Annotated in this window: 18 protein-coding genes; 15 read left to right on the forward strand and 3 right to left on the reverse strand. The window is 41.9% G+C overall.

Annotation, left to right across the window (positions count from 1 at the left end; translation table 11 throughout):
• Nucleotides 1-39: 39 nt before the first annotated feature.
• Together HZA08_04325 and HZA08_04330 are read right to left on the reverse strand one after the other, a co-directional pair.
• A complete protein-coding gene (locus HZA08_04325; GenBank protein ID MBI5192655.1) occupies nt 40-705 on the reverse strand; it encodes a rhomboid family intramembrane serine protease in 666 nt (221 codons plus the stop codon).
• A gap of 24 nt (nt 706-729) precedes the next feature.
• Complete coding sequence (locus tag HZA08_04330) at nt 730-1,161, reverse strand: hypothetical protein (protein ID MBI5192656.1); 432 nt, start codon at nt 1,159-1,161, stop codon at nt 730-732.
• A 511-nt stretch (nt 1,162-1,672) separates the two neighbouring features.
• Here HZA08_04330 and moaA point away from each other — a divergent pair.
• The 11 genes from moaA (at nt 1,673) to HZA08_04385 (ending at nt 11,077) form a co-directional block, all read left to right on the forward strand.
• Nucleotides 1,673-2,686 carry a GTP 3',8-cyclase MoaA gene (moaA, locus tag HZA08_04335; protein MBI5192657.1) on the forward strand — a complete coding sequence of 338 codons (1,014 nt, stop codon included), beginning with the start codon at nt 1,673-1,675 and terminating at the stop codon, nt 2,684-2,686.
• A 220-nt stretch (nt 2,687-2,906) separates the two neighbouring features.
• A complete protein-coding gene (moaC, locus tag HZA08_04340) occupies nt 2,907-3,401 on the forward strand; it encodes a cyclic pyranopterin monophosphate synthase MoaC (GenBank protein ID MBI5192658.1) in 495 nt (164 codons plus the stop codon).
• Nucleotides 3,402-3,432: 31 nt separating this feature from the next.
• The gene (locus HZA08_04345) at nt 3,433-4,845 is read left to right on the forward strand and encodes an ATP-binding cassette domain-containing protein (GenBank protein MBI5192659.1); all 1,413 of its coding nucleotides are present in this window, start codon (nt 3,433-3,435) and stop codon (nt 4,843-4,845) included.
• On the forward strand, nt 4,842-5,609 hold the full coding sequence (locus tag HZA08_04350; protein MBI5192660.1) for an ABC transporter permease: 768 nt from the start codon (nt 4,842-4,844) through the stop codon (nt 5,607-5,609). Before HZA08_04345 ends, HZA08_04350 begins: the two co-directional genes overlap by 4 nt.
• A gap of 79 nt (nt 5,610-5,688) precedes the next feature.
• Nucleotides 5,689-6,366 (forward strand): MoaD family protein, encoded by a 678-nt coding sequence (locus tag HZA08_04355; GenBank protein ID MBI5192661.1) that lies wholly within the window; start codon nt 5,689-5,691, stop codon nt 6,364-6,366.
• Nucleotides 6,367-6,430: 64 nt separating this feature from the next.
• Nucleotides 6,431-7,210 (forward strand): hypothetical protein, encoded by a 780-nt coding sequence (locus HZA08_04360; protein MBI5192662.1) that lies wholly within the window; start codon nt 6,431-6,433, stop codon nt 7,208-7,210.
• 89 nt (nt 7,211-7,299) lie between these two features.
• Nucleotides 7,300-7,935, forward strand: coding sequence for a TraR/DksA C4-type zinc finger protein (locus tag HZA08_04365; GenBank protein MBI5192663.1), 636 nt, complete (start codon nt 7,300-7,302; stop codon nt 7,933-7,935).
• Nucleotides 7,925-8,554 carry a histidine phosphatase family protein gene (locus HZA08_04370; protein MBI5192664.1) on the forward strand — a complete coding sequence of 210 codons (630 nt, stop codon included), beginning with the start codon at nt 7,925-7,927 and terminating at the stop codon, nt 8,552-8,554. The genes HZA08_04365 and HZA08_04370 overlap by 11 nt, the downstream gene beginning before the upstream one ends.
• Before the next feature lie 117 nt (nt 8,555-8,671).
• Entirely contained in the window at nt 8,672-9,025 is a 354-nt protein-coding gene (locus HZA08_04375; GenBank protein MBI5192665.1) for a hypothetical protein, read from the forward strand.
• Between the two features lie 132 nt (nt 9,026-9,157).
• Nucleotides 9,158-10,183 carry a hypothetical protein gene (locus tag HZA08_04380; protein ID MBI5192666.1) on the forward strand — a complete coding sequence of 342 codons (1,026 nt, stop codon included), beginning with the start codon at nt 9,158-9,160 and terminating at the stop codon, nt 10,181-10,183.
• Nucleotides 10,184-10,270: 87 nt separating this feature from the next.
• A complete protein-coding gene (locus HZA08_04385; GenBank protein ID MBI5192667.1) occupies nt 10,271-11,077 on the forward strand; it encodes an outer membrane lipoprotein-sorting protein in 807 nt (268 codons plus the stop codon).
• On the opposite strand, the gene HZA08_04390 is transcribed toward HZA08_04385, so the two are convergent.
• A complete protein-coding gene (locus HZA08_04390) occupies nt 10,978-11,262 on the reverse strand; it encodes a hypothetical protein (GenBank protein MBI5192668.1) in 285 nt (94 codons plus the stop codon). The two genes, HZA08_04385 and HZA08_04390, sit on opposite strands and share 100 nt — an antisense overlap.
• On the opposite strand from HZA08_04390, the gene HZA08_04395 reads away from it, so the two are divergent.
• From HZA08_04395 to HZA08_04410, 4 genes are all read left to right on the forward strand, one after another.
• The gene (locus tag HZA08_04395; protein ID MBI5192669.1) at nt 11,261-12,889 is read left to right on the forward strand and encodes a hypothetical protein; all 1,629 of its coding nucleotides are present in this window, start codon (nt 11,261-11,263) and stop codon (nt 12,887-12,889) included. The two genes, HZA08_04390 and HZA08_04395, sit on opposite strands and share 2 nt — an antisense overlap.
• Before the next feature lie 124 nt (nt 12,890-13,013).
• On the forward strand, nt 13,014-16,265 hold the full coding sequence (locus tag HZA08_04400; protein ID MBI5192670.1) for an MMPL family transporter: 3,252 nt from the start codon (nt 13,014-13,016) through the stop codon (nt 16,263-16,265).
• Between the two features lie 194 nt (nt 16,266-16,459).
• Entirely contained in the window at nt 16,460-16,768 is a 309-nt protein-coding gene (locus tag HZA08_04405; protein MBI5192671.1) for a four helix bundle protein, read from the forward strand.
• Complete coding sequence (locus HZA08_04410; GenBank protein MBI5192672.1) at nt 16,737-17,819, forward strand: hypothetical protein; 1,083 nt, start codon at nt 16,737-16,739, stop codon at nt 17,817-17,819. The genes HZA08_04405 and HZA08_04410 overlap by 32 nt, the downstream gene beginning before the upstream one ends.
• Nucleotides 17,820-17,985 lie beyond the last annotated feature (166 nt).

Genomic DNA, 17,985 nt, shown 5'->3' on the forward strand with positions numbered 1-17,985 from the left:
TATTCTTGCTTCTTATATCTAACTTCTTGCATCTTCCTTCTAACCTCTTACCTCACTCTTCTTAAACAAACTGATTAAGGCCATCCCTGCCACAAACCCGCCTATATGTGCAAACCATGCAACACCTCCCCCGCCGCCACGGCTTACTGAACCGTTTATAATTTGAACTACAATCCACATGCCCAACACAAATATAGCAGGAACCTTTATCATTTGCATATAAAATCCTAATGGAACCAATGTCAGGACTTTTGCACGCGGGAATAATATCAGATATGCACCCAGTACACCAGAGACCGCACCGCTTGCCCCTACCATAGGTATTAGGGATTGTGGGTTAACCACTGAAAATGCATAAACTGCAATTATTCCGCTTAAAAGATAAAAGATAACAAACCTAAGATGTCCCATAGAGTCTTCGATGTTATTTCCAAATATCCATAGGTATAGCATGTTACCTCCAACATGCAATAGCCCCCCGTGAAGAAACATAGATGAAAATATTGTTATTAAAGGTGATGGATAACCTATAGGAGATGTCATATTAAGCACAAACAGGGGTTTAGCCCCGTATCTGTTCAGAAACAATGAAATACTTGATCCAAGAGAGATTTCAAAGAAGAAAACAAGAATATTAATGATTATAATACTAATTGTTACATAAGGATATGTGTTTGTTGGATTATCGTCTTTTAACGGAATCATCTTTAATCATTATGAAGAAGCCCATTAAAACTTATAACGGAACAGTCCTGCAGTATACATCACATCTTTTTCAACGGGTTTAACTGTTTTATCTGTAGTAACCCCAATAGTAGGAATACCTACATAAACTTTGCCGTTCTCAACACTAGAGAGATAATGCATTTCTGTTATAACGCCAAATGCTGCACCTGCTATTCCACCAATTGCGGCTCCAGTACCTATATTCTTACCCCAATTTGGGCTGCTCTGTGTTGATGATATAGCAGTAGCTATTAATGCCCCTGCTGCCATCCCGTAAAATGTATCCATAAAGATCGTCTTCATCCCGTTGCTGTCTCCCCTTGAATATGGATACGCCGACATATACCTATCTTCTGCAGTTGCATAGGATGAGACTGTGATTACTGATGCCATGACAACAATTAAAATAATCGCAATAGACTTTATTGACCTCATATTCCTCCTCCCTATTTTGGGCTAATTGTTTGAGTAGGTTGAGTAAGTAACACTTCAACCATTAACTATTCACTAACCACTAACCACTAACCACTATTTTTAAAATGGCACGATAACATAATCTATTATTTCCCGCAAGTCCTCTTTTTTGTATAAAAAATATACACTATATTTTCTTTATAAATTAAGGAGTTACATTATCGGGAACATAAATATTTAAACGTGTTGTGTAATCATTGCACAATATCAACAGAATTTCATGAAAATCTTCATCAAGAGTGAATAGTGAATAGTGAATAAGGTTTAATCGTCTCAAGTTTCACATGTTTTGTAGATTTTTGAAGATTTTCCTTGAAATTCAAATAGTATGGCATTAAAATGGGATGCATGATAGTAATGTTTTTGCAGGTACTAATGGTTTAAATGGGTATTAAGTGTTAAATGGTATGGAATTTGCAATCTTAAAAATAACATAAGTTTTATAAATTTAACCGGAATCAAGGAGGTTCCCATGTCCCAATTACCCAAATCACAATTAGTAGATGCTTTCAATCGTAAAATAACATATATGAGGATTTCGGTAACAGACCGATGTAACCTCAGATGTGTTTACTGTGTTCCATCCTGCGGTACAATAAGCAATCTTCCGTCCAATGAGCTAATGACATTTGAAGAGATGCACCGCCTTGTAAAAGTAGCAGCAAAGATGGGGCTTAATAAGATAAGGATAACAGGGGGTGAACCTCTTGTAAGAAGGGGAGTTGTTGAATTTATTTCAGCAGTCAGTAAGATAGATGGGATTAGAGATATTGCAATGACAACTAACGGGGTCTTGTTGAAGAATTATGCACAATCCCTTAAGAAGGCCGGTTTAAAGAGGCTTAACATAAGCCTTGATACATTTGACCCAAAGAAGTTTCTGGCAATTACAAAAGGTGATTGTTTTGACAGGGTGTGGGAAGGTATTATAGAGGCGGAGCGTGTAGGCTTTGATCCTATTAAATTGAATGTAGTCCCTTCCAGAGGAGTTAATGATAACGAACTGGTTGATTTTGCAAAGCTGACATTAACTAAACCCTTTCAGGTCAGGTTCATAGAGTTTATGCCTGTTGATGATTGGGAGGGCTGGAAGAAGTCATTTATATCCAAGGCTGATATGATGGCGAAAATAGAGGCTGCACTTGGAAAACTGGAACCGGTTGTTGAGGGGAAGGATACGGCAGGTCCTGCAAAGAACTACAGATTGCACGGCGCCAAGGGGATGGTAGGTTTTATAAGTGCAATAAGTGAGCATTTCTGTGATACATGTAACAGGATACGTCTCGGAGCAGACGGCAGGATTAAACACTGTTTATTCTCAGAGTCATATATAGATTTCAAGGAACCGATGAGGAACGGCTGTGAAGACAGCGAAATCGAGAGACTCCTTGTTTCAGTCATGGATACCAAGCCGGAGGCACACAACATAGATATGAATGCAGGTTCACAGAAGTACCTGCACTCCATGACATCTATCGGCGGATAAGTATTATTGAAAGTTACAATATCAACCTTGAATTTCAACTTTAGAAACTTAAAAATGGCAGATGAGCTGATGTATCATCTGCCATTTTTTTGTTTAATTTCAATTAAATAAATTGTTTTGTAGTTTCTTTTAAATCTGATATAATCTATGCAATTTTTTAAATATGAACTTTTAATATTTTTTTAACCTTGAATCTTTAAACTGAATTAAGGAGGTGCAGATGTCAGAGCTTACGCATTTTAATGTAGATGGCAGGGCAAAGATGGTTGATGTAACTGAGAAGTCTGTAACGCAGAGGACCGCTATTGCCTCAGGAAAAGTTTATATGCAGCCGGAGACATTAAAAAGGATCCAGGAAGGAAAGATTGCAAAGGGAGATGTGCTTGCCGTTGCACAGGTAGCAGGGATAATGGGGGCGAAAAAAACCCCGGATATTATTCCTATGTGTCATCCTCTTCTGCTGACAGGGGTAGACATATCATTTACTGAGTATCCTGAGCCTGATGAGAATGGTTTGTGTTCTGTCGGTATCTCTGCCACAGTAAAGGTCGGCGGGCAAACCGGTGTTGAAATGGAAGGACTGACAGCAGTAGCTATTGCAGCACTGACAATTTATGATATGTGTAAGGCTATAGATAAAGGGATGATCCTAAGCGAAATCTGCCTTGAAGAAAAGACCGGCGGCAAATCAGGCACCTACACGAGAAAAAAATAAGAATTAAAAAATAAAAGCCGAAAACATCACAATGATAAAAACAGAAAGTCTTTCAAAAGAATACTCTTCAGGCACAAAGGCACTGAGTAATCTCAGTATCAGCGTTGAAGCCGGAGAGATATTCGGGTTCCTTGGACCTAATGGTGCAGGCAAGAGCACAACCATAAAAATACTCACTACATTGTCACATCCTTCCTCCGGAGCCGCATGGGTAAATGGTTATAATGTTATTACTGAACCGAATAAGGTAAGAGGTTCTATAGGGTATGTAGCACAAGAGGCAGGGGTTGATTATTTCCTCACCGGTCGTGAGAACCTCGTTCTACAGGGCAGGATGTACAGGATGGAAAAGAAGGCTATCAATTCCAGAGTGGATGAGCTTCTGGAATTATTCGAATTAAAAGAGAGTGCTGACGCACTGGTTTCAACATTTTCAGGCGGCATGAGAAGGAAGCTCGATATTGCCACTGCATTGATACACAATCCGAGTATAATCTTTCTTGATGAACCCACATTAGGTTTGGACCCGCACAGCCGTTCCTCATTATGGAATTATATCCGTATCTTAAACAAAGACCTCAAAGTAACAATCTTTCTTACTACTCATTATCTTGATGAGGCGGATAAACTTTCTAACAGGATCGGTATACTCCACAAAGGAAGTATGAAGATTGTGGATACACCGGAGGCTTTGAAAGATAGCATCAAAGGAGACTCTGTTAATTTTTCCTTAAAAGGAAAGGTTAAGCAAAAGGCTATTGCATTACTAAAAAACAATTCTGTTGTTAAAGATATTTTATTAGAGGATGAGAATGTAAGAGTTTATGTAAACAATGGAAGTGAGGCAATACCCGGATTAATCAAATTCCTGGGTCAGAATAATATTGACATAGAATCCCTTTCTATTTCAAGGCCTACGCTTGATGACGTCTATCTAAAGTACAGCGGCGCCAGTTTCAAAGAGGGCGACGGTGAAGGAGACTCTAATCCCTGGTGGGCACAGTGGGCCAAGAAGGGATGGGGTAAAAACTGGAAAGGCGGCGAGTGGAATAAGGAAGGCGGCCATGAAGGTGATCAAGAGGGGCAGGCTGAAGGTGAGGGCGGAGATTGGCAGAATGGGCAATGGACTGAAGAGGAAATGAAGGCGTGGTGGAGTCAGGGAGGGCAGGGAGCAGGCAGCAGTGAACAGGCAGCAGAGGAGAAGCAAGAAGAAAACCAGAAGCAAGAAGAAACGCAGAGGTCAGAAGCAAGAAGTGAGAAGTTAGAAGGGACAGAAGAGAAGCAAGAAGTCAGAAGCAAGAAGTCAGAAGAAACAGAAGAGTCAGAAGAAACGGAAGAAACACCGGTTGTGTCAGGTGATAATGGGAATAAGGAAGAGCCTTGGAAGAAATGGTCTGAAGAAGAGATGAAGGCGTGGTGGGGCAAGGGGGGTAGTAAAGGATGATCCTTCTCTTAAATGATACATGGTTTTTATTTAATAAATATTTACGGATTACTTTAAGAATGCCAATGTGGGCATTGTTTACGATTGTTCAACCTCTTATATGGCTTCTCATATTTGGGCAATTATTTAAGAATATGGCATCACTGCCTGGTTTCCCATCAGGACGCTATATGGACTTTTTCATGCCGGGCGCAATTATAATGACGGTTTTGTTTGGGACATCATGGTCTGGGGTCAGCTTATTAAGGGAGATAAACTTCGGTACTGTAGAAAAGATGCTTGTTACACCTGTTTCAAGAATTGCTATAGTAATGAGCCGTGTCATACACGCTGCCGTTACTGTTATTGTACAATGTCTTATTATACTCATAATTGCACTGATCTTCGGTGTGAAGGTATCCGGGGTCAGCGGGGCACTTTTGAGTCTTTTTATTGTGTTTCTTCTTTCAGTAGGATTTTCAGGGATTTCAAACGGGCTTGCAATCTGGTTGAAGAGAGAAGAACCTCTCGTAGTAATTGGAAATATGATGACGTTGCCGTTGATGTTTTTTTCATCTGCAATGGTGCCAAAGAGTTTTATGCCGGGATGGATACGTGTAATAACAATGATAAACCCAATTGACTATGCAGTAGAGGCTACGAGATCGTTTTATGCCGGAGTAATTACTTCAGAGGCCATATTGATACAAATAGTATTTTTAATAGTCTTTGCACTGGCTTCTGTTTCATGGGCAACGGAGATGTTTATAAATCAGGGAGAGTAGAAGATAGAATTAAGAATTAAGAATTAAGAATTAAGAATTAAGAAGTAAGAAATAAGATAGGGAAAAACAGGAGGGAAATATGGTAAAAGTAAAATTTTTTGCGATCCTAAAGAATTTGGCAGGTAAGGAGGATGCCCAGTTTGAGGTTGGTAATGGGCTTGTGTTAAAAGATCTTGCGCAGATGATAGATAAGGAATTTCCTAAGGTTGGGGAGATGATACGCAACAAAAAGGTGCTTATCTCTGTAAACCATGAAATCGGGAGTGATGACATGGCGATTAAAGATGGTGATGAAATAGCAGTTCTTCCGCCTTTTGCAGGAGGTGCAGAGGGTTCGCCGATGGTGAGGATTCAAAAGGAAGACTTCTCAGTTGATGAAGAGATCAACAGGGTCAAAGCAACTACCGGAGATATAGGCGGGATAGTAGTATTTCTTGGAATAGGAAGGGGTACCTCACGGGGACGCACTATAGATAAACTCGATTTCGAACATTATCCTGGAATGGCTGAGAAAAAACTTAATGAGATCAGGGAACAGGCATTAAAGGACTATGATATAAAAGAGGTGAACATAGTCCACAGAATTAGTGAAATAGCAGTGGGAGAGAATATAGTATTGATAGTTGTAGGTGCCTCTCATAGGGCTGATGCGTTTAAGGCATGCAAATGGTGTATAGATGAACTGAAGCGTATCACACCAATATGGAAAAAAGAGACAACACCGGAAGGTGAGATATGGGTGGAGGAACATCCCTAAAGATAGTGGATAGTGGCAAGTGGTTAGATGCAAGAAGTAAGAAGTAAGAAGAGGAAAGAACATTATGACTAAAAAACAGTTTCTAAAAGGAAATTTGGGCATCTGTTCTTTATTAGCGGGAATGCTCTTTTTTAGTTCAAATGCTTTTTGTGCTGGTAATTATACTGCAGGGGGCAGCCCTGATAATTATCAGGAAACAACAATACAAAAAGGGACATATAATGACAGGGCTACAAAGGGATTCGACCCTACTACAATTGTTTGCGTAGATGCTAATGGTAATGGGTGGATAGACCAAGGTGAATGTTCATGGGGAAGTACTTCCACACCATGGTTTGCAGACCCTGCTCTTGATACTCAGAAAGGAAATAATGTAACTCCAGGCGGCAGCAGTGCATCACTTGGACAGACCACCACAACAACAGTAAGTGAGCCTCACTTTAAACTTAATTATTTTAATGCCCCATCAGCGGCAAATACTACTGCAACTTCCGGAGTAACCTCAGGACCTTCCGGTAATCTACGGGCACAGCATAATGAGTTCGGTTTTGAGGTGGTGGTGGATAAGAAAACAGACCCCCTTGAGCCGTATTATTTAAAATTTTCTGTTCCTAATATTACTGTAGACTCAACACAATCAAGTACGACTGGTGATATGACAGGTACTGCAGCCGGTGAGTATGCTAAGGAAATAACAGAGATGAACCCTAATAATCCGGGTGTTTTTTACAGGTATACTGTTACCGGAACATTTACAAGCGAGTCTAATTCATTTACATCATCAACGTGTACCTCCGGGTGTACTAATGATAACGAAGCTCAATGGCGGGCACAATGGCCGTAACTACAGTAAACAGTAAGCGGTAAGCAGTAAGCAGAAAAAACAGAAGCAAGAAATAAGAAGCAAGAAAAAATATAGAGGGGTGGATTTGTATGGCAGTAATTATAGGTAACAAAAGATTTAAGACAGGAATGATAGACAGGACTTTGGAATATAACATTGAGAAGACAGCGGCTTTTCATGGACATCTCTGTGCAGGGACGGTCATTGGTACAAGGATGGGGCTTGTGGGTATGAGGGAGATTGGTATTACAGACCCAACCGGTTCTCAGAGAAAAGATATGATTGTTTATGTTGAAACAGACCGCTGTCCTGTTGATGCCATATCAATAGTAACAGGGTGCAGAATCAGCAGGAAGAACCTTAAATTTCTTGACTGGGGCAAGGTTGCAGCCACATTCGTGAATGTTAAAAACGGTAAGGCCATCAGGATTCTCTGCCCGGACTCTTCAAAGGACCATATAGATAAATACGTTACCGGGGAATTCAGTAATGATAAGGACGGCAGGACAGCAAGAGAGGTTGCGGCCTACAAGGTTATGCCTGAAGATGAATTGTTCATAATTCAGAATGTGAAGGTTGATATTCCTGCTAATGATAAAGAGAAATATAAGGTTAAATGCGAGATATGCGGGGAGACTGTTAATGGCCGGAAGGAGATGGTAAAAGACGGGAAGATAGTTTGTAAATCTTGCGGAGAAGGTACAAGTTACTATCATGCGTGTTAAGGAACCTGCTACAACTATTATCTTTATAAGGCATGGTAGTACTGATTTTCCTGAAGACCAGGTTTATAAAGGAGATAACGGCCCTCAGCTTAATAAGGAGGGGCTCTTATATGCACAAAAGCTGGGAGAATGGATTAAGGGAGAGGATATTGTTGCAGTACTTGTAAGCCCATCAAAAAGGACTATTGAAACAGCAACTCCTATTGTAAAATCACTTAATTTAGAGTATAAGATTATGGACGAGCTAAAGGAACGAGATTTCGGTATATGGGAAGGGCTTACCTTTAGTGAGATAGAGAATCAGTATCCGGAAGGACTTAAAAAGTGGAAGGAAGACCCGATTAGTTATACACCCGAAGGAGGTGAATCAATAGTAGATCTTCAAAAACGGGTTAATAATATTGTTGAGAGAGTAGTTAATGAGTTTAAAAGAAAGAAGGTAGTGGTAGTTGCTCACATGGGGCCTATAAGGGTAGCTGTGACACAGGCATTGCAAATACCTTTAATTAACTACCGGCATCTACAGATACGCCCCTGCTCAGCTACAAGGATTGATTATGGTATAACGGCTGCAAACCTTTTTTATCTTGGGATGCTGCCGGGGGGGAACAAACCGTAAAGACAGTGAATAGTAAATAGTGAATAGTAAATAGTGAATAGTGACAAGAAGTAAGAAGTTAGAAGCAAGACGTAAGAAGTAAGAAGATTTAACTTTTTTTAGAAAGGAGATTACAACATGTGTGGAACAGGATCAGGAGCAGGACACGGTCATTCTCATGGGACATTATCGGAGGCTGAAAAGGCTTGTGCCGATTTAAGGAATGACCTGACAGAGGTTTTAGGTTTAATAAATAAATTCGAATACCAGAAGGCGGTAATGAGTGGTGCTGATTTCCCGGCGGCTGGTGAGGTGGTACATACCCTTGAACACCTGCTTGAGGATGAAAAAGAACATGCCGCAATGCTGATGGAGCTTATCGCTGAGATTGATGTTGCCCAGAGGGAAAAGTTTGAAAGCAATGGGGATGAAGATGAACATGAACATGTACCGGGCCACGAACACGGTCATGCGCATGGACATGCACACTAAAAGACAGTGGTTAGTGAATAGTGGTTAGTGGTTAGTGGAGTATAAAAAATACGAAGTAATAGTAAGTTGTTTACAACTAACTAACCACTCGTCACTAACCACTAACCACTAAAAAAAGAGAGGGGGGTGTTAATGGGGGAAGATCAAAAACCGCAAGGGTCTTGGGGCAGCGGCCCTGACTTCATGTTTGTTATGAAGATTGCCTCTGCTTACTGGAGTTCAAGGGTATTGCATACAGCAAACCGGCTGGATGTATTTTCGAAACTTGACGGCAGGGAGGCAACAGTAGAAGAGCTTGCAGCTCAGTGTAATGCTGATAAACGTGGCTTGGATATTCTGCTGATAGCCTGTACCGGACTTGGTTTGTTAAATCGTAAAGATGGAAAGTACAGCAATACAGAGGTTTCTGATTACTTCCTTGTTAAGGGCAGGGAACGGTATCAGGGCGGTATTGTATCAATGTTTGATGACTGGTACACACCTTGGCTTGGATTGCCCGAATCAGTGGTTACAGGCAAACCTGCTATCCAGAAGCCGCATGATATAAGCGAAGAGGCTACAAGAAATTATATAATGGGCATGCATGACAGAGGTGTCGGGCAGGCATACCTGCTGGCTGATACAGTAGATTTAAAAGGTAAGAAGCAGATGCTTGATATTGCCGGCGGGCCGGGGCAATTTACAATCTTCTTATGTAAAAAGACTCCGGGCATGAAGGGAATCGTTTTTGACCTGCCGCAAACGCTGAAGATTACAAGAGAGATTATAAAAAGATACAATTCCGAAGACCAGGTGACGACCATGGAAGGTGACTACCTAAAAGACAATTTTGGTTCAGGTCATGATGTAGTGTTACTTTCCTCAATGATGAACCAGGAATCTCCTGATGTAAACAAAAAGACATTTAAGAAGGCTTATGACTCAATGGTAAGCGGCGGTATTTTGATTTTACAGGAGCAGATGCTTAATGCAGACAAGACCGGACCTGAACTTTCAGCATTAATCGGTGTAAATCAGCTTATTCATACCCCGGCTGGAGCGGCCTATTCTGAAAAAGAAATAACAGATTGGCTTGAAGAGGCGGGCTTCAGGGGGATTGAATTTAAGAAACTCACCCAGCCGAGTCCTTTTAGAGTTCTGACTGCAACAAAACCATAACAACAGTGAATAGTGATTAGTGCTTAGTGAATAGTAAACGGATAGGTAAATCTATCCGTTTTTTTTGACCGGAAAGGAGATTAGATTATGTTCAGAAACAAATCCTTCTTTATCAGGCTTCTTTTTTTATTTGCAGTTTCAATACTGCTTTCTTCTACAGCTTATGCTGCAATGACCGGTTTGGATATCATGAAAAAGGTAGAAGATCTCCCGGCTGGAGATGACCAGAAGTCTACAGTTACCCTTACACTTATCTCTGCACAGGGACAGGAGAAGAAGATTATTACAAAGAGGTACTGGAAAAATAACAGGGGAAAAGATGGATTTTACAGTAAGACAATATTTTTTACAACCCATCCCCCGGATTCAAAAGGTACAGGCTTTCTGATCTGGGATTATGCAGAAGAGGGAAAGGTTGACGGCCTCTGGCTTTATCTTCCTGCCCTTAGAAAGGTAAGCGTAATATCTACAAGGAGTCAGGATGATGCCTTTATGGGGTCAGACCTTACGTTTGCAGATATGGGGCAAAGGCGTCTTAATGAGGATACCCATGATTTTGTCGGTGAGAAGCCTTGCGATGGGCAGACATGTTATGTTGTTGAAAGCAGACCTAAGGAACAGGGGTCAGCTTACAGTAAAAGGATTTTCTGGATACTGAAGGATGACTGGAGGACAGTGAAAATAGAGTACTTTGATCAGAAAAAAGAGCCGCTGAAGGTTCAGAATATAACATGGCAGAAGAGCGGCAATCTATGGGTATGGAAGGCCGCTACTGTAAAAAATACGCAGACAGGTCATTCTACTATATTTGAGATAAGTGATCTGAAGGTTAACAATGGATTTAAAGACGACCTGTTTTCAGAGAGGATGCTGAAACGCGGGGAGGGACCATAGAATATTAACAGACGATTTCTTATAATTTCATTTATTCTATGCAGCATGAAAATATTGTTATCATCGTCATTCAAAAATCCCTCCGGCGGGGTAAGAAAACCCCGCCTATCCGGAGATATATCAAGGATAGGTGGGACATTCTTGTCCCACTCATTTTCACCGCCCTTCGTGAGCGATCTACTCATGAACTTTTTCCTTGCAATAGCTTTAATAGGTAGTATCCTGTTTTATAACCCAGTGTTCGTGAGGGGAGAGGAGCCGCCTTCATCTGAAAGTATAAAGACTGAGGAGGCACCTCTTCCTGTACAAGAAGGCACTTCTATACCGGCCGGTACAACAGAGGTCAAGCCTTCTGCAAATGAAGAAATACCACCACAGCCCGGCCCTCAAATAGAAGCCCCTGCATTGCCGCCTGCTGAAGGTACAGTTCAGGGGATTATGGAAGAAACCGTACCTCCTTCACCTCCCCGTGGTATATTAACATGGCTCAATGAAGAGGTGTTGAAGGATATTGAGGTAAGAGGATACCTTAAGAATGAAACTGCCTACAGATATGTGAGTCCATCTGCATTTGCGAAGATTTTAAATATACTTCAGGTTGAACCTTCTTATTCGTTTAATTCAAGTATCAAGCTAAGTGCGAGGGCATGGGTCTATTACGACCTTGCTTATGATATACAGGATGTGGGGAATATTGCACCAATTAAGGCATTTACATTCATCCAGCCGCCGGGTGCGGGAGGGGCAGAACCTAAGATAGAAAACCTTAGGACGATTCAGACGGATAAATATGGTATTGACCTCAAGGAGATTTACTTCGACCTTTTCTTCGGAAGTATGGACTTCAGGGTAGGGAAGCAGATTATCAGGTGGGGCATTGTAGAAGGCTGGCGTATACTTGACGATGTGAACCCGCTTGATTTTAAGGAACATATATTGCGGGATGTTTCCGACAGATACATACCTTTGTGGATGTTAAAGGCCGATTATTATGTCGGTCCGATTACTATTGAAGGCTTATGGATTCCAGATTTAAAGGGGCATGAACCTGCACCGCTCCGTTCCGAATGGTCTCAGTTTCAGAAACTTCCCGGTCTGGTAAGGATCCCGAGGACTATTAAAAACAGTGAGGGCGGCTTACGAACTTCAGGTATGTTGGGTGGGTATGAATTTGCATTGACATATTTTTATACATGGGATGACTTCCCGACTGCCTTCAGGTCAGTTGCAGGGCTTGGTCTCGGTAATATCGGCATTTCTCCGACAGTTGATTTTACCCCAAGATACAGGAGGAATACTGAATACGGGCTTGGGCTTGCAAAGAGTTTTGGGAAAATAGTCCTTGAAGGCGAAGTAGCTTATGTGGATGGAAAGTATTGGGGAACGTGCACAGGATGCACTCCAACCGGAGGAACATTCGGCGAGCTTCAAAGGGATTATTGGAAACATGTTATGGGGGTGAAAACAGTTCTTTTTGGGGCGGATATTTCTGTAAATTTTTCACAGGATATAATCCTGAATCATCATAAAGATATACAGCAAAAAAGACATGAAGATGCAGCCTCTCTTTTTGCAAGGAAGGAGATCCGCTATGGAACAATGGTACCTCAGCTTCTTGCGATTTCCCTTATTAATCGTCATGAGTATTTATTCAGACCTAAACTTGAATGGAGATATTCAGATAAGATAACATTCCTTTTTGGGCTTGATATTTTCTCCGGTGACGCAGGGCCTGATCCCGGAAGGTTGAACTTCTTCGGATATTTTGATGATGATGACCGTGCCTATATGGAGGTTAAGTACAGCTTTTGAGAAGCAAGAAGTAAGAAGTTAGAAGTAAGAAGTTAGAAGCAAGAAGCAAGAAGTTAGAAGTAAGAAAAAGGGTGCAATCGAATCCTTGCCCCCTTGAACCCTTTATTTAGTAAGGAGTATGACAATGTTACAAAAGCATATTCAACGTATTGTACGCTTTCCGGTTACTATTATTTTACTTACTATTTTTGCGACGTTGTTTTTTGGGTACCAGTTCAAAAGCCTGTTTATGGTACTGGATCCTAAGGCACTGCTTCCGCAGGAACATCCTTATGTGAAACTTAATAATGAGATAGAGAAACAATTCGGGGGGAGCCGTGTTGTCTTAATAGGTCTGGCATCAAAGGATGGAGATATATTCAATCCTTCAGACATAGAAAAGATAAGGCGTATAAATGAAGAAGTAAAAAAGATACCGGGTATTCTGGAAAATAATGTCGTCAGCATTGCAGACAAAAAGGTGAAGTATGTAAAGGCAGAGGGTAATTCACTTGATATAAAGGGTGTACTTGAAGGGATTGAATATACAGATGAAGGGATGAAAGAATTAAAGGAGAGGGTATATTCAAACCCTGCATTTATAAACAGCCTAGTTTCCGCAGACGGGAAAGTTGCTGCAATTATTCTGGATTTTAAAGGTGGTGCGAGTGACTGGCAGCAGAAGGCAGGGGGGGAGCAGAAAACAGAAGTAAGAAGTCAGAAGCAAGAAGTCAGCAGTAATCAGTCAGAAGTTAGAAGCAAGAAGCAAGAAGTAAGAAATGATGAGGCTGAAGGCGGAAGGCTGAAGGCTGAAGTAAGAAATGAGAAGCAAGAGACCAGTTCCACCCATGGGGGAGGGTCTCTATCCTTTTTCCCCTCCCCCTTGACGGGGGAGGGTAAGGGTGGGGGTGGTCTCGTTGCCTCTGCTTATGCGCAGGAAGATTGGAAGAAATGGCAAAAAGGCGGGGGGGCAGAGCAGAAGCAAGAAGCAGGAAAACAAGAGGCTGAAGGCGGAAGGCTGAAGGCTGAAGCAGGAAGCAAGAAGCAAGAAGGAGGCAACACTGAAACACCTTCCTCCCCTTCGACAGGGGAAGGCACAACACCACAGACTCCCTCCCCCTCGACGGGAGAGGGCACAACATCACAAATCCCCTCCCCCTCGACGGGGGAGGGTAAGGGTGGGGGTGAGCAAGGGAAGTGGCCTGCTGGTGGCGGTGAAGGCGGTTGGGGCGGAGCCGGCGGTGGTGAGGCAAATTGGGAGCAGTGGTATGTAAGTGACTCTACTATTCATAAAAAGATACTTGAGATTGTTGATAAATATAAAGACGCAAATACTGATATATATGTTGGCGGTTTGCCGATAGCACTTTCTTTCCTTGAGGCAGATTCATTGAGGATGACGAAGTATGTGTATCCGCTTGCCCTGATAGTGATAATGATAGTTCTATATTTTGCATTCCAGAGTATACAGGGGATGATCCTGCCGATAGTTTGTGCACTTTTAAGCGTGGTATGGGCTGTAGGGTTAATGGGTGTATTTAAGATAGCTCTTGATCCATGGAATATGATGACCCCTATCTTAATCCTTGCTGTTGCCGCAGGACATTCTGTGCAGATTTTGAAAAGATACTATGAGGAACTTGGAAATGCCCCCCTCACCCATCCCTCTCCCCATTGGGGAGAGGGTAAGGGTGAGGGGGAGCGTGGGGGTGAGGATGATCGCCACTGGGGCGTTATCGCCTCCCGTAAGGCTGTTGTGGATTCTCTATCTAAGATAGGGCCTGTTATGATAACAGCAGGTCTTGTAGCAGCGGCGAGCTTTGCGTCACTTGTTACATTTAAGTTAAAGACATTCCAGTCTTTTGGTATATTCACAGCCTTCGGAATCCTGAGTGCACTGATTCTTGAGATGACATTTATTCCGGCGGCGAGGTCGTTGATGAAGCCACCTAAAAGACAGTTAGCAGTTAGCAGTAAGCAGTTAGCAGGAACTCCCTCCCCCTTGACGGGGGAGGGTCGGGGTGGGGGTGGGCTACTCGACCGCTTTATGCTCTCCATTTCACGTCTTGTTACTCATCGAAGCGGGTTTGTATGGGTTGGTCTTTTGGTTGTTATTGCCTTTTCTGTTTACGGGATTGAACACTTAACTATCATAAATAGCCTGAAAGGGCTTTTCTTTGAATCAACACAATTCAGGAAGGATGATGCGGCATTAAATAAGAGCTTCGGGGGAACTGCGACTTTTTATGTTTATTTAGAAGGTGACAAGGAAGACAGTCTGAAAAATCCTGAAGTGCTGCGTGCTATAGAGAGCCTTCAGAAAGAGATAGAGAGCGTACCTGAGGTCGGTAAGACCCAGTCGTTTGTTGACTATGTTAAATCAATGAATCAGAGTATGCATGGCGGAGACCCTGCATATCGTGTTATTCCTGCTGACCAGCAGACAATTTCAGAATATCTCTTTCTGTTTACTATCTCAGGGTCACAGGGAGAGATGGACAGGTTTCTTGATTACCAGTATCAGAAGAGTGTTATCTGGGTATTTTTAAGGGATGACAGCACGGTGTTAGGGCAGAGGTTGATTGATATAGTTAATAAATATGGGGGGGGAGTAGAAGCAAGAAGTAAGAAGCAAGAAGTAAGAAAGGATGAGGCTGAAGGTGGAAGGCTGAAGGCTGAAGTCAGAAATGAAAAAGCAGAAGTAAGAAGTAAGACGCAAGAAACAACGGTTCCCTCCCCCCTTGCGGGGGAGGGTCAGGGTGGGGGGGATCGCTTCCCTCCCGGCATCAAGGTTGGTGTTGCCGGCAGTATCCCTGTTATGATGGCGCTCAATCAGACGATGGTGGCAGGTAAGATATGGAATATCCTGCAGATAGCAGGGATTGTGTTTGTTATATCCGCCATTGTTCTCAGGTCTGTGATTGGGGGTATCCTTGTGCTTCTGCCGCTTGGTGTAGCGGTACTTGTGAACTTTGGGGTACTTGGAATAGCAGGAATAGGGCTTGGTGTGGGTACTGCGGCCATCTCTGCAATGGCAGTCGGTTTCGGGGCTGATTATTCGATTTATATGGTGTACCGGCTTAGGGAAGAAGCAAGAAGCAAGAAGCAAGAAGAAAAAGAAGAGAAGTCAGAAGTAAGAAGTCAGAAGCAAGAAGCAAGAAGTAAGAAAGAAGATATTGATGAGGCAATTAAAAGGACACTCTTAACTGCAGGTAAAGCTATTGTTTTTGTAGCCGCAGCAATGAGCGTCGGCGGTATTACGCTTCTGTTCACTGGATATTATTTGCACATGGAAGGTTTTTTAGTTCCACTTGCCATGTTTACAAGCTCTTTGTCAACATTGATTGTATTACCTGCGGTGGTGGCTTTGGTGAGGCCGAGGTTTATCTATAGGTAAGCCATGGAGAGAAGTAAGAAGTAAGAAGCAAGAGGCAAGAAGTAAGAAGTAAGAAGTAAGAAGATAGAAGTAAGAAGATAGAAGTAAGAAGTAAGAAGTTAGACATAAGACATAAGACATAAGACTTTAGAGGCAAGATGGCGATACGGAGTTATAGGGATTTAAATGTATACTCACTTTCATATAGCCTCGCTATGGAGGTATTTCATATAACATTACGTTTTCCAAAAGAGGAAATGTATTCCTTGAGCAGCCAGATTAGGAACTCCTCAAGGTCGATACCTGCAAATATTGCTGAAGGGTGGGCAAAGCGAATATACGAGAATATTTTCAAACGGCACCTTGTTGATGCAATAGGCTCAACATGCGAAACTATAGTATGGTTAGATTTTGCATTAGACTGTAAGTATATTGACAACAATAATCATTTGAAATTATCTGAAAATTATAAAGAAGTTGGAAAAATGTTAAATGGCCTACTTGAAAACTGGCAAACCTATTAAGTCGAAATCCTTTCTTGCTTCTATCTTCTTGCGTCTTGTTTCCCGTTTCTTACTTCTTACTTCTTACTTCTTACTTCTTACTTCTATTTTAGCTCCCCGCCCTGCCTACGCTGCCCTTCAGCCCAGCCTTTCTATTGTAACAGGTTATTATATGCCGAGGCTTGATGAGTTGAACTATATTTTAAAATATAGAGAGGTTGAGCTTGGCCCCCGTAATACAGAAGCAAAACCCTCACCATATCCTGTCATATATCAGGGCTATAGCCCTGAAGGTATGCCTAAGATGAGTCCTAAGTCCCCAAAGTTCGGACTCCAATTTCAGGTTGATATTAATCCCAGGTATTCTGTGTTTATTGGAAATAGTGTTGCTACTTATGATTCCGAGAAAAGAGACGTGAGGTCATTCTTTGTGGGTTTTTCAATACCTTCTGACCGTGTAACAAGGTTTTCCCTTTCATTGAATCAACTATGGATAGGGGTTAAGAGGAACTGGATATTTGAGGAAAAGGGGAAGCCAGAAGAAAGAAGCAAGAGGCAAGAAGCAAGAAGTAAGAAGGAAGAAGACGGAAGCAAGAAGCAAGAAGCAAGAAGTCAGAAACAAGAAGAAAGTCAGAAGCAAGAAGATAGAAGTAAGAAGGCAGAAGAGAAGCCTGCCTCAAAGCTTTATGTGGAGATGGGGGTGCTTGCTGTAACAAGGGCATATCTTACTACAGACGTGTGGTTGCATGTTTACGCCCCTGAGGAGGGTTTTGATTTCTATAAGGTTACGGAAACTCTGTCACAGGGATACGGATATGCAACCTTCATAGGTATAGGCGGGGAATACTTCATAAAGAAATGGATGTCATTAGGCTTGGATGCGGATTATACTATAGGCGGTGTCTCAAAGATAAAATATGCCAGGTACTTTACAGTAGACCCTCTGGAGAAAGATATTATTAAACCAGGGGATAAGGTTACATATACAGATCTAAAGGTTGGCCGCGTTGCCCCATTGTTTATAAACTTAGAGGGAGTGGATATAAAGGGGCAGGTAAGGTTTTATTTTTAGAAGAAAGGTGATTAGGCTGAAGTAAGAAGTAAGAAGTAAGAAGTAAGAAGATAACAACACCAGCCATCAGGTTATTCCCGCATATCAGGTTACAGGTTATACACTTCAAATTTTTATATGTAACATTTATGCACACCTAATATAATTATAATAAAAACAATGAGTT

Source organism: Nitrospirota bacterium, assembly GCA_016212215.1.
GTDB lineage: Bacteria > Nitrospirota > 9FT-COMBO-42-15 > HDB-SIOI813 > HDB-SIOI813 > JACRGV01.

Excerpts from the sequence above, each read along its gene's own strand:
- HZA08_04345 (MBI5192659.1), top strand. The coding sequence starts at position 3,433 with ATGATAAAAACAGAAAGTCTTTCAAAAGAATACTCTTCAGGCACAAAG.
- HZA08_04325 (MBI5192655.1), bottom strand. The coding sequence starts at position 705 with ATGATTCCGTTAAAAGACGATAATCCAACAAACACATATCCTTATGTA.
- HZA08_04330 (MBI5192656.1), bottom strand. The coding sequence starts at position 1,161 with ATGAGGTCAATAAAGTCTATTGCGATTATTTTAATTGTTGTCATGGCA.
- HZA08_04395 (MBI5192669.1), top strand. The coding sequence starts at position 11,261 with ATGAACTTTTTCCTTGCAATAGCTTTAATAGGTAGTATCCTGTTTTAT.
- HZA08_04370 (MBI5192664.1), top strand. The coding sequence starts at position 7,925 with ATGCGTGTTAAGGAACCTGCTACAACTATTATCTTTATAAGGCATGGT.
- HZA08_04380 (MBI5192666.1), top strand. The coding sequence starts at position 9,158 with ATGGGGGAAGATCAAAAACCGCAAGGGTCTTGGGGCAGCGGCCCTGAC.
- HZA08_04355 (MBI5192661.1), top strand. The coding sequence starts at position 5,689 with ATGGTAAAAGTAAAATTTTTTGCGATCCTAAAGAATTTGGCAGGTAAG.
- moaC (MBI5192658.1), top strand. The coding sequence starts at position 2,907 with ATGTCAGAGCTTACGCATTTTAATGTAGATGGCAGGGCAAAGATGGTT.
- moaA (MBI5192657.1), top strand. The coding sequence starts at position 1,673 with ATGTCCCAATTACCCAAATCACAATTAGTAGATGCTTTCAATCGTAAA.
- HZA08_04360 (MBI5192662.1), top strand. The coding sequence starts at position 6,431 with ATGACTAAAAAACAGTTTCTAAAAGGAAATTTGGGCATCTGTTCTTTA.
- HZA08_04375 (MBI5192665.1), top strand. The coding sequence starts at position 8,672 with ATGTGTGGAACAGGATCAGGAGCAGGACACGGTCATTCTCATGGGACA.
- HZA08_04410 (MBI5192672.1), top strand. The coding sequence starts at position 16,737 with ATGGCCTACTTGAAAACTGGCAAACCTATTAAGTCGAAATCCTTTCTT.
- HZA08_04405 (MBI5192671.1), top strand. The coding sequence starts at position 16,460 with ATGGAGGTATTTCATATAACATTACGTTTTCCAAAAGAGGAAATGTAT.
- HZA08_04390 (MBI5192668.1), bottom strand. The coding sequence starts at position 11,262 with ATGAGTAGATCGCTCACGAAGGGCGGTGAAAATGAGTGGGACAAGAAT.
- HZA08_04400 (MBI5192670.1), top strand. The coding sequence starts at position 13,014 with ATGTTACAAAAGCATATTCAACGTATTGTACGCTTTCCGGTTACTATT.
- HZA08_04350 (MBI5192660.1), top strand. The coding sequence starts at position 4,842 with ATGATCCTTCTCTTAAATGATACATGGTTTTTATTTAATAAATATTTA.
- HZA08_04365 (MBI5192663.1), top strand. The coding sequence starts at position 7,300 with ATGGCAGTAATTATAGGTAACAAAAGATTTAAGACAGGAATGATAGAC.
- HZA08_04385 (MBI5192667.1), top strand. The coding sequence starts at position 10,271 with ATGTTCAGAAACAAATCCTTCTTTATCAGGCTTCTTTTTTTATTTGCA.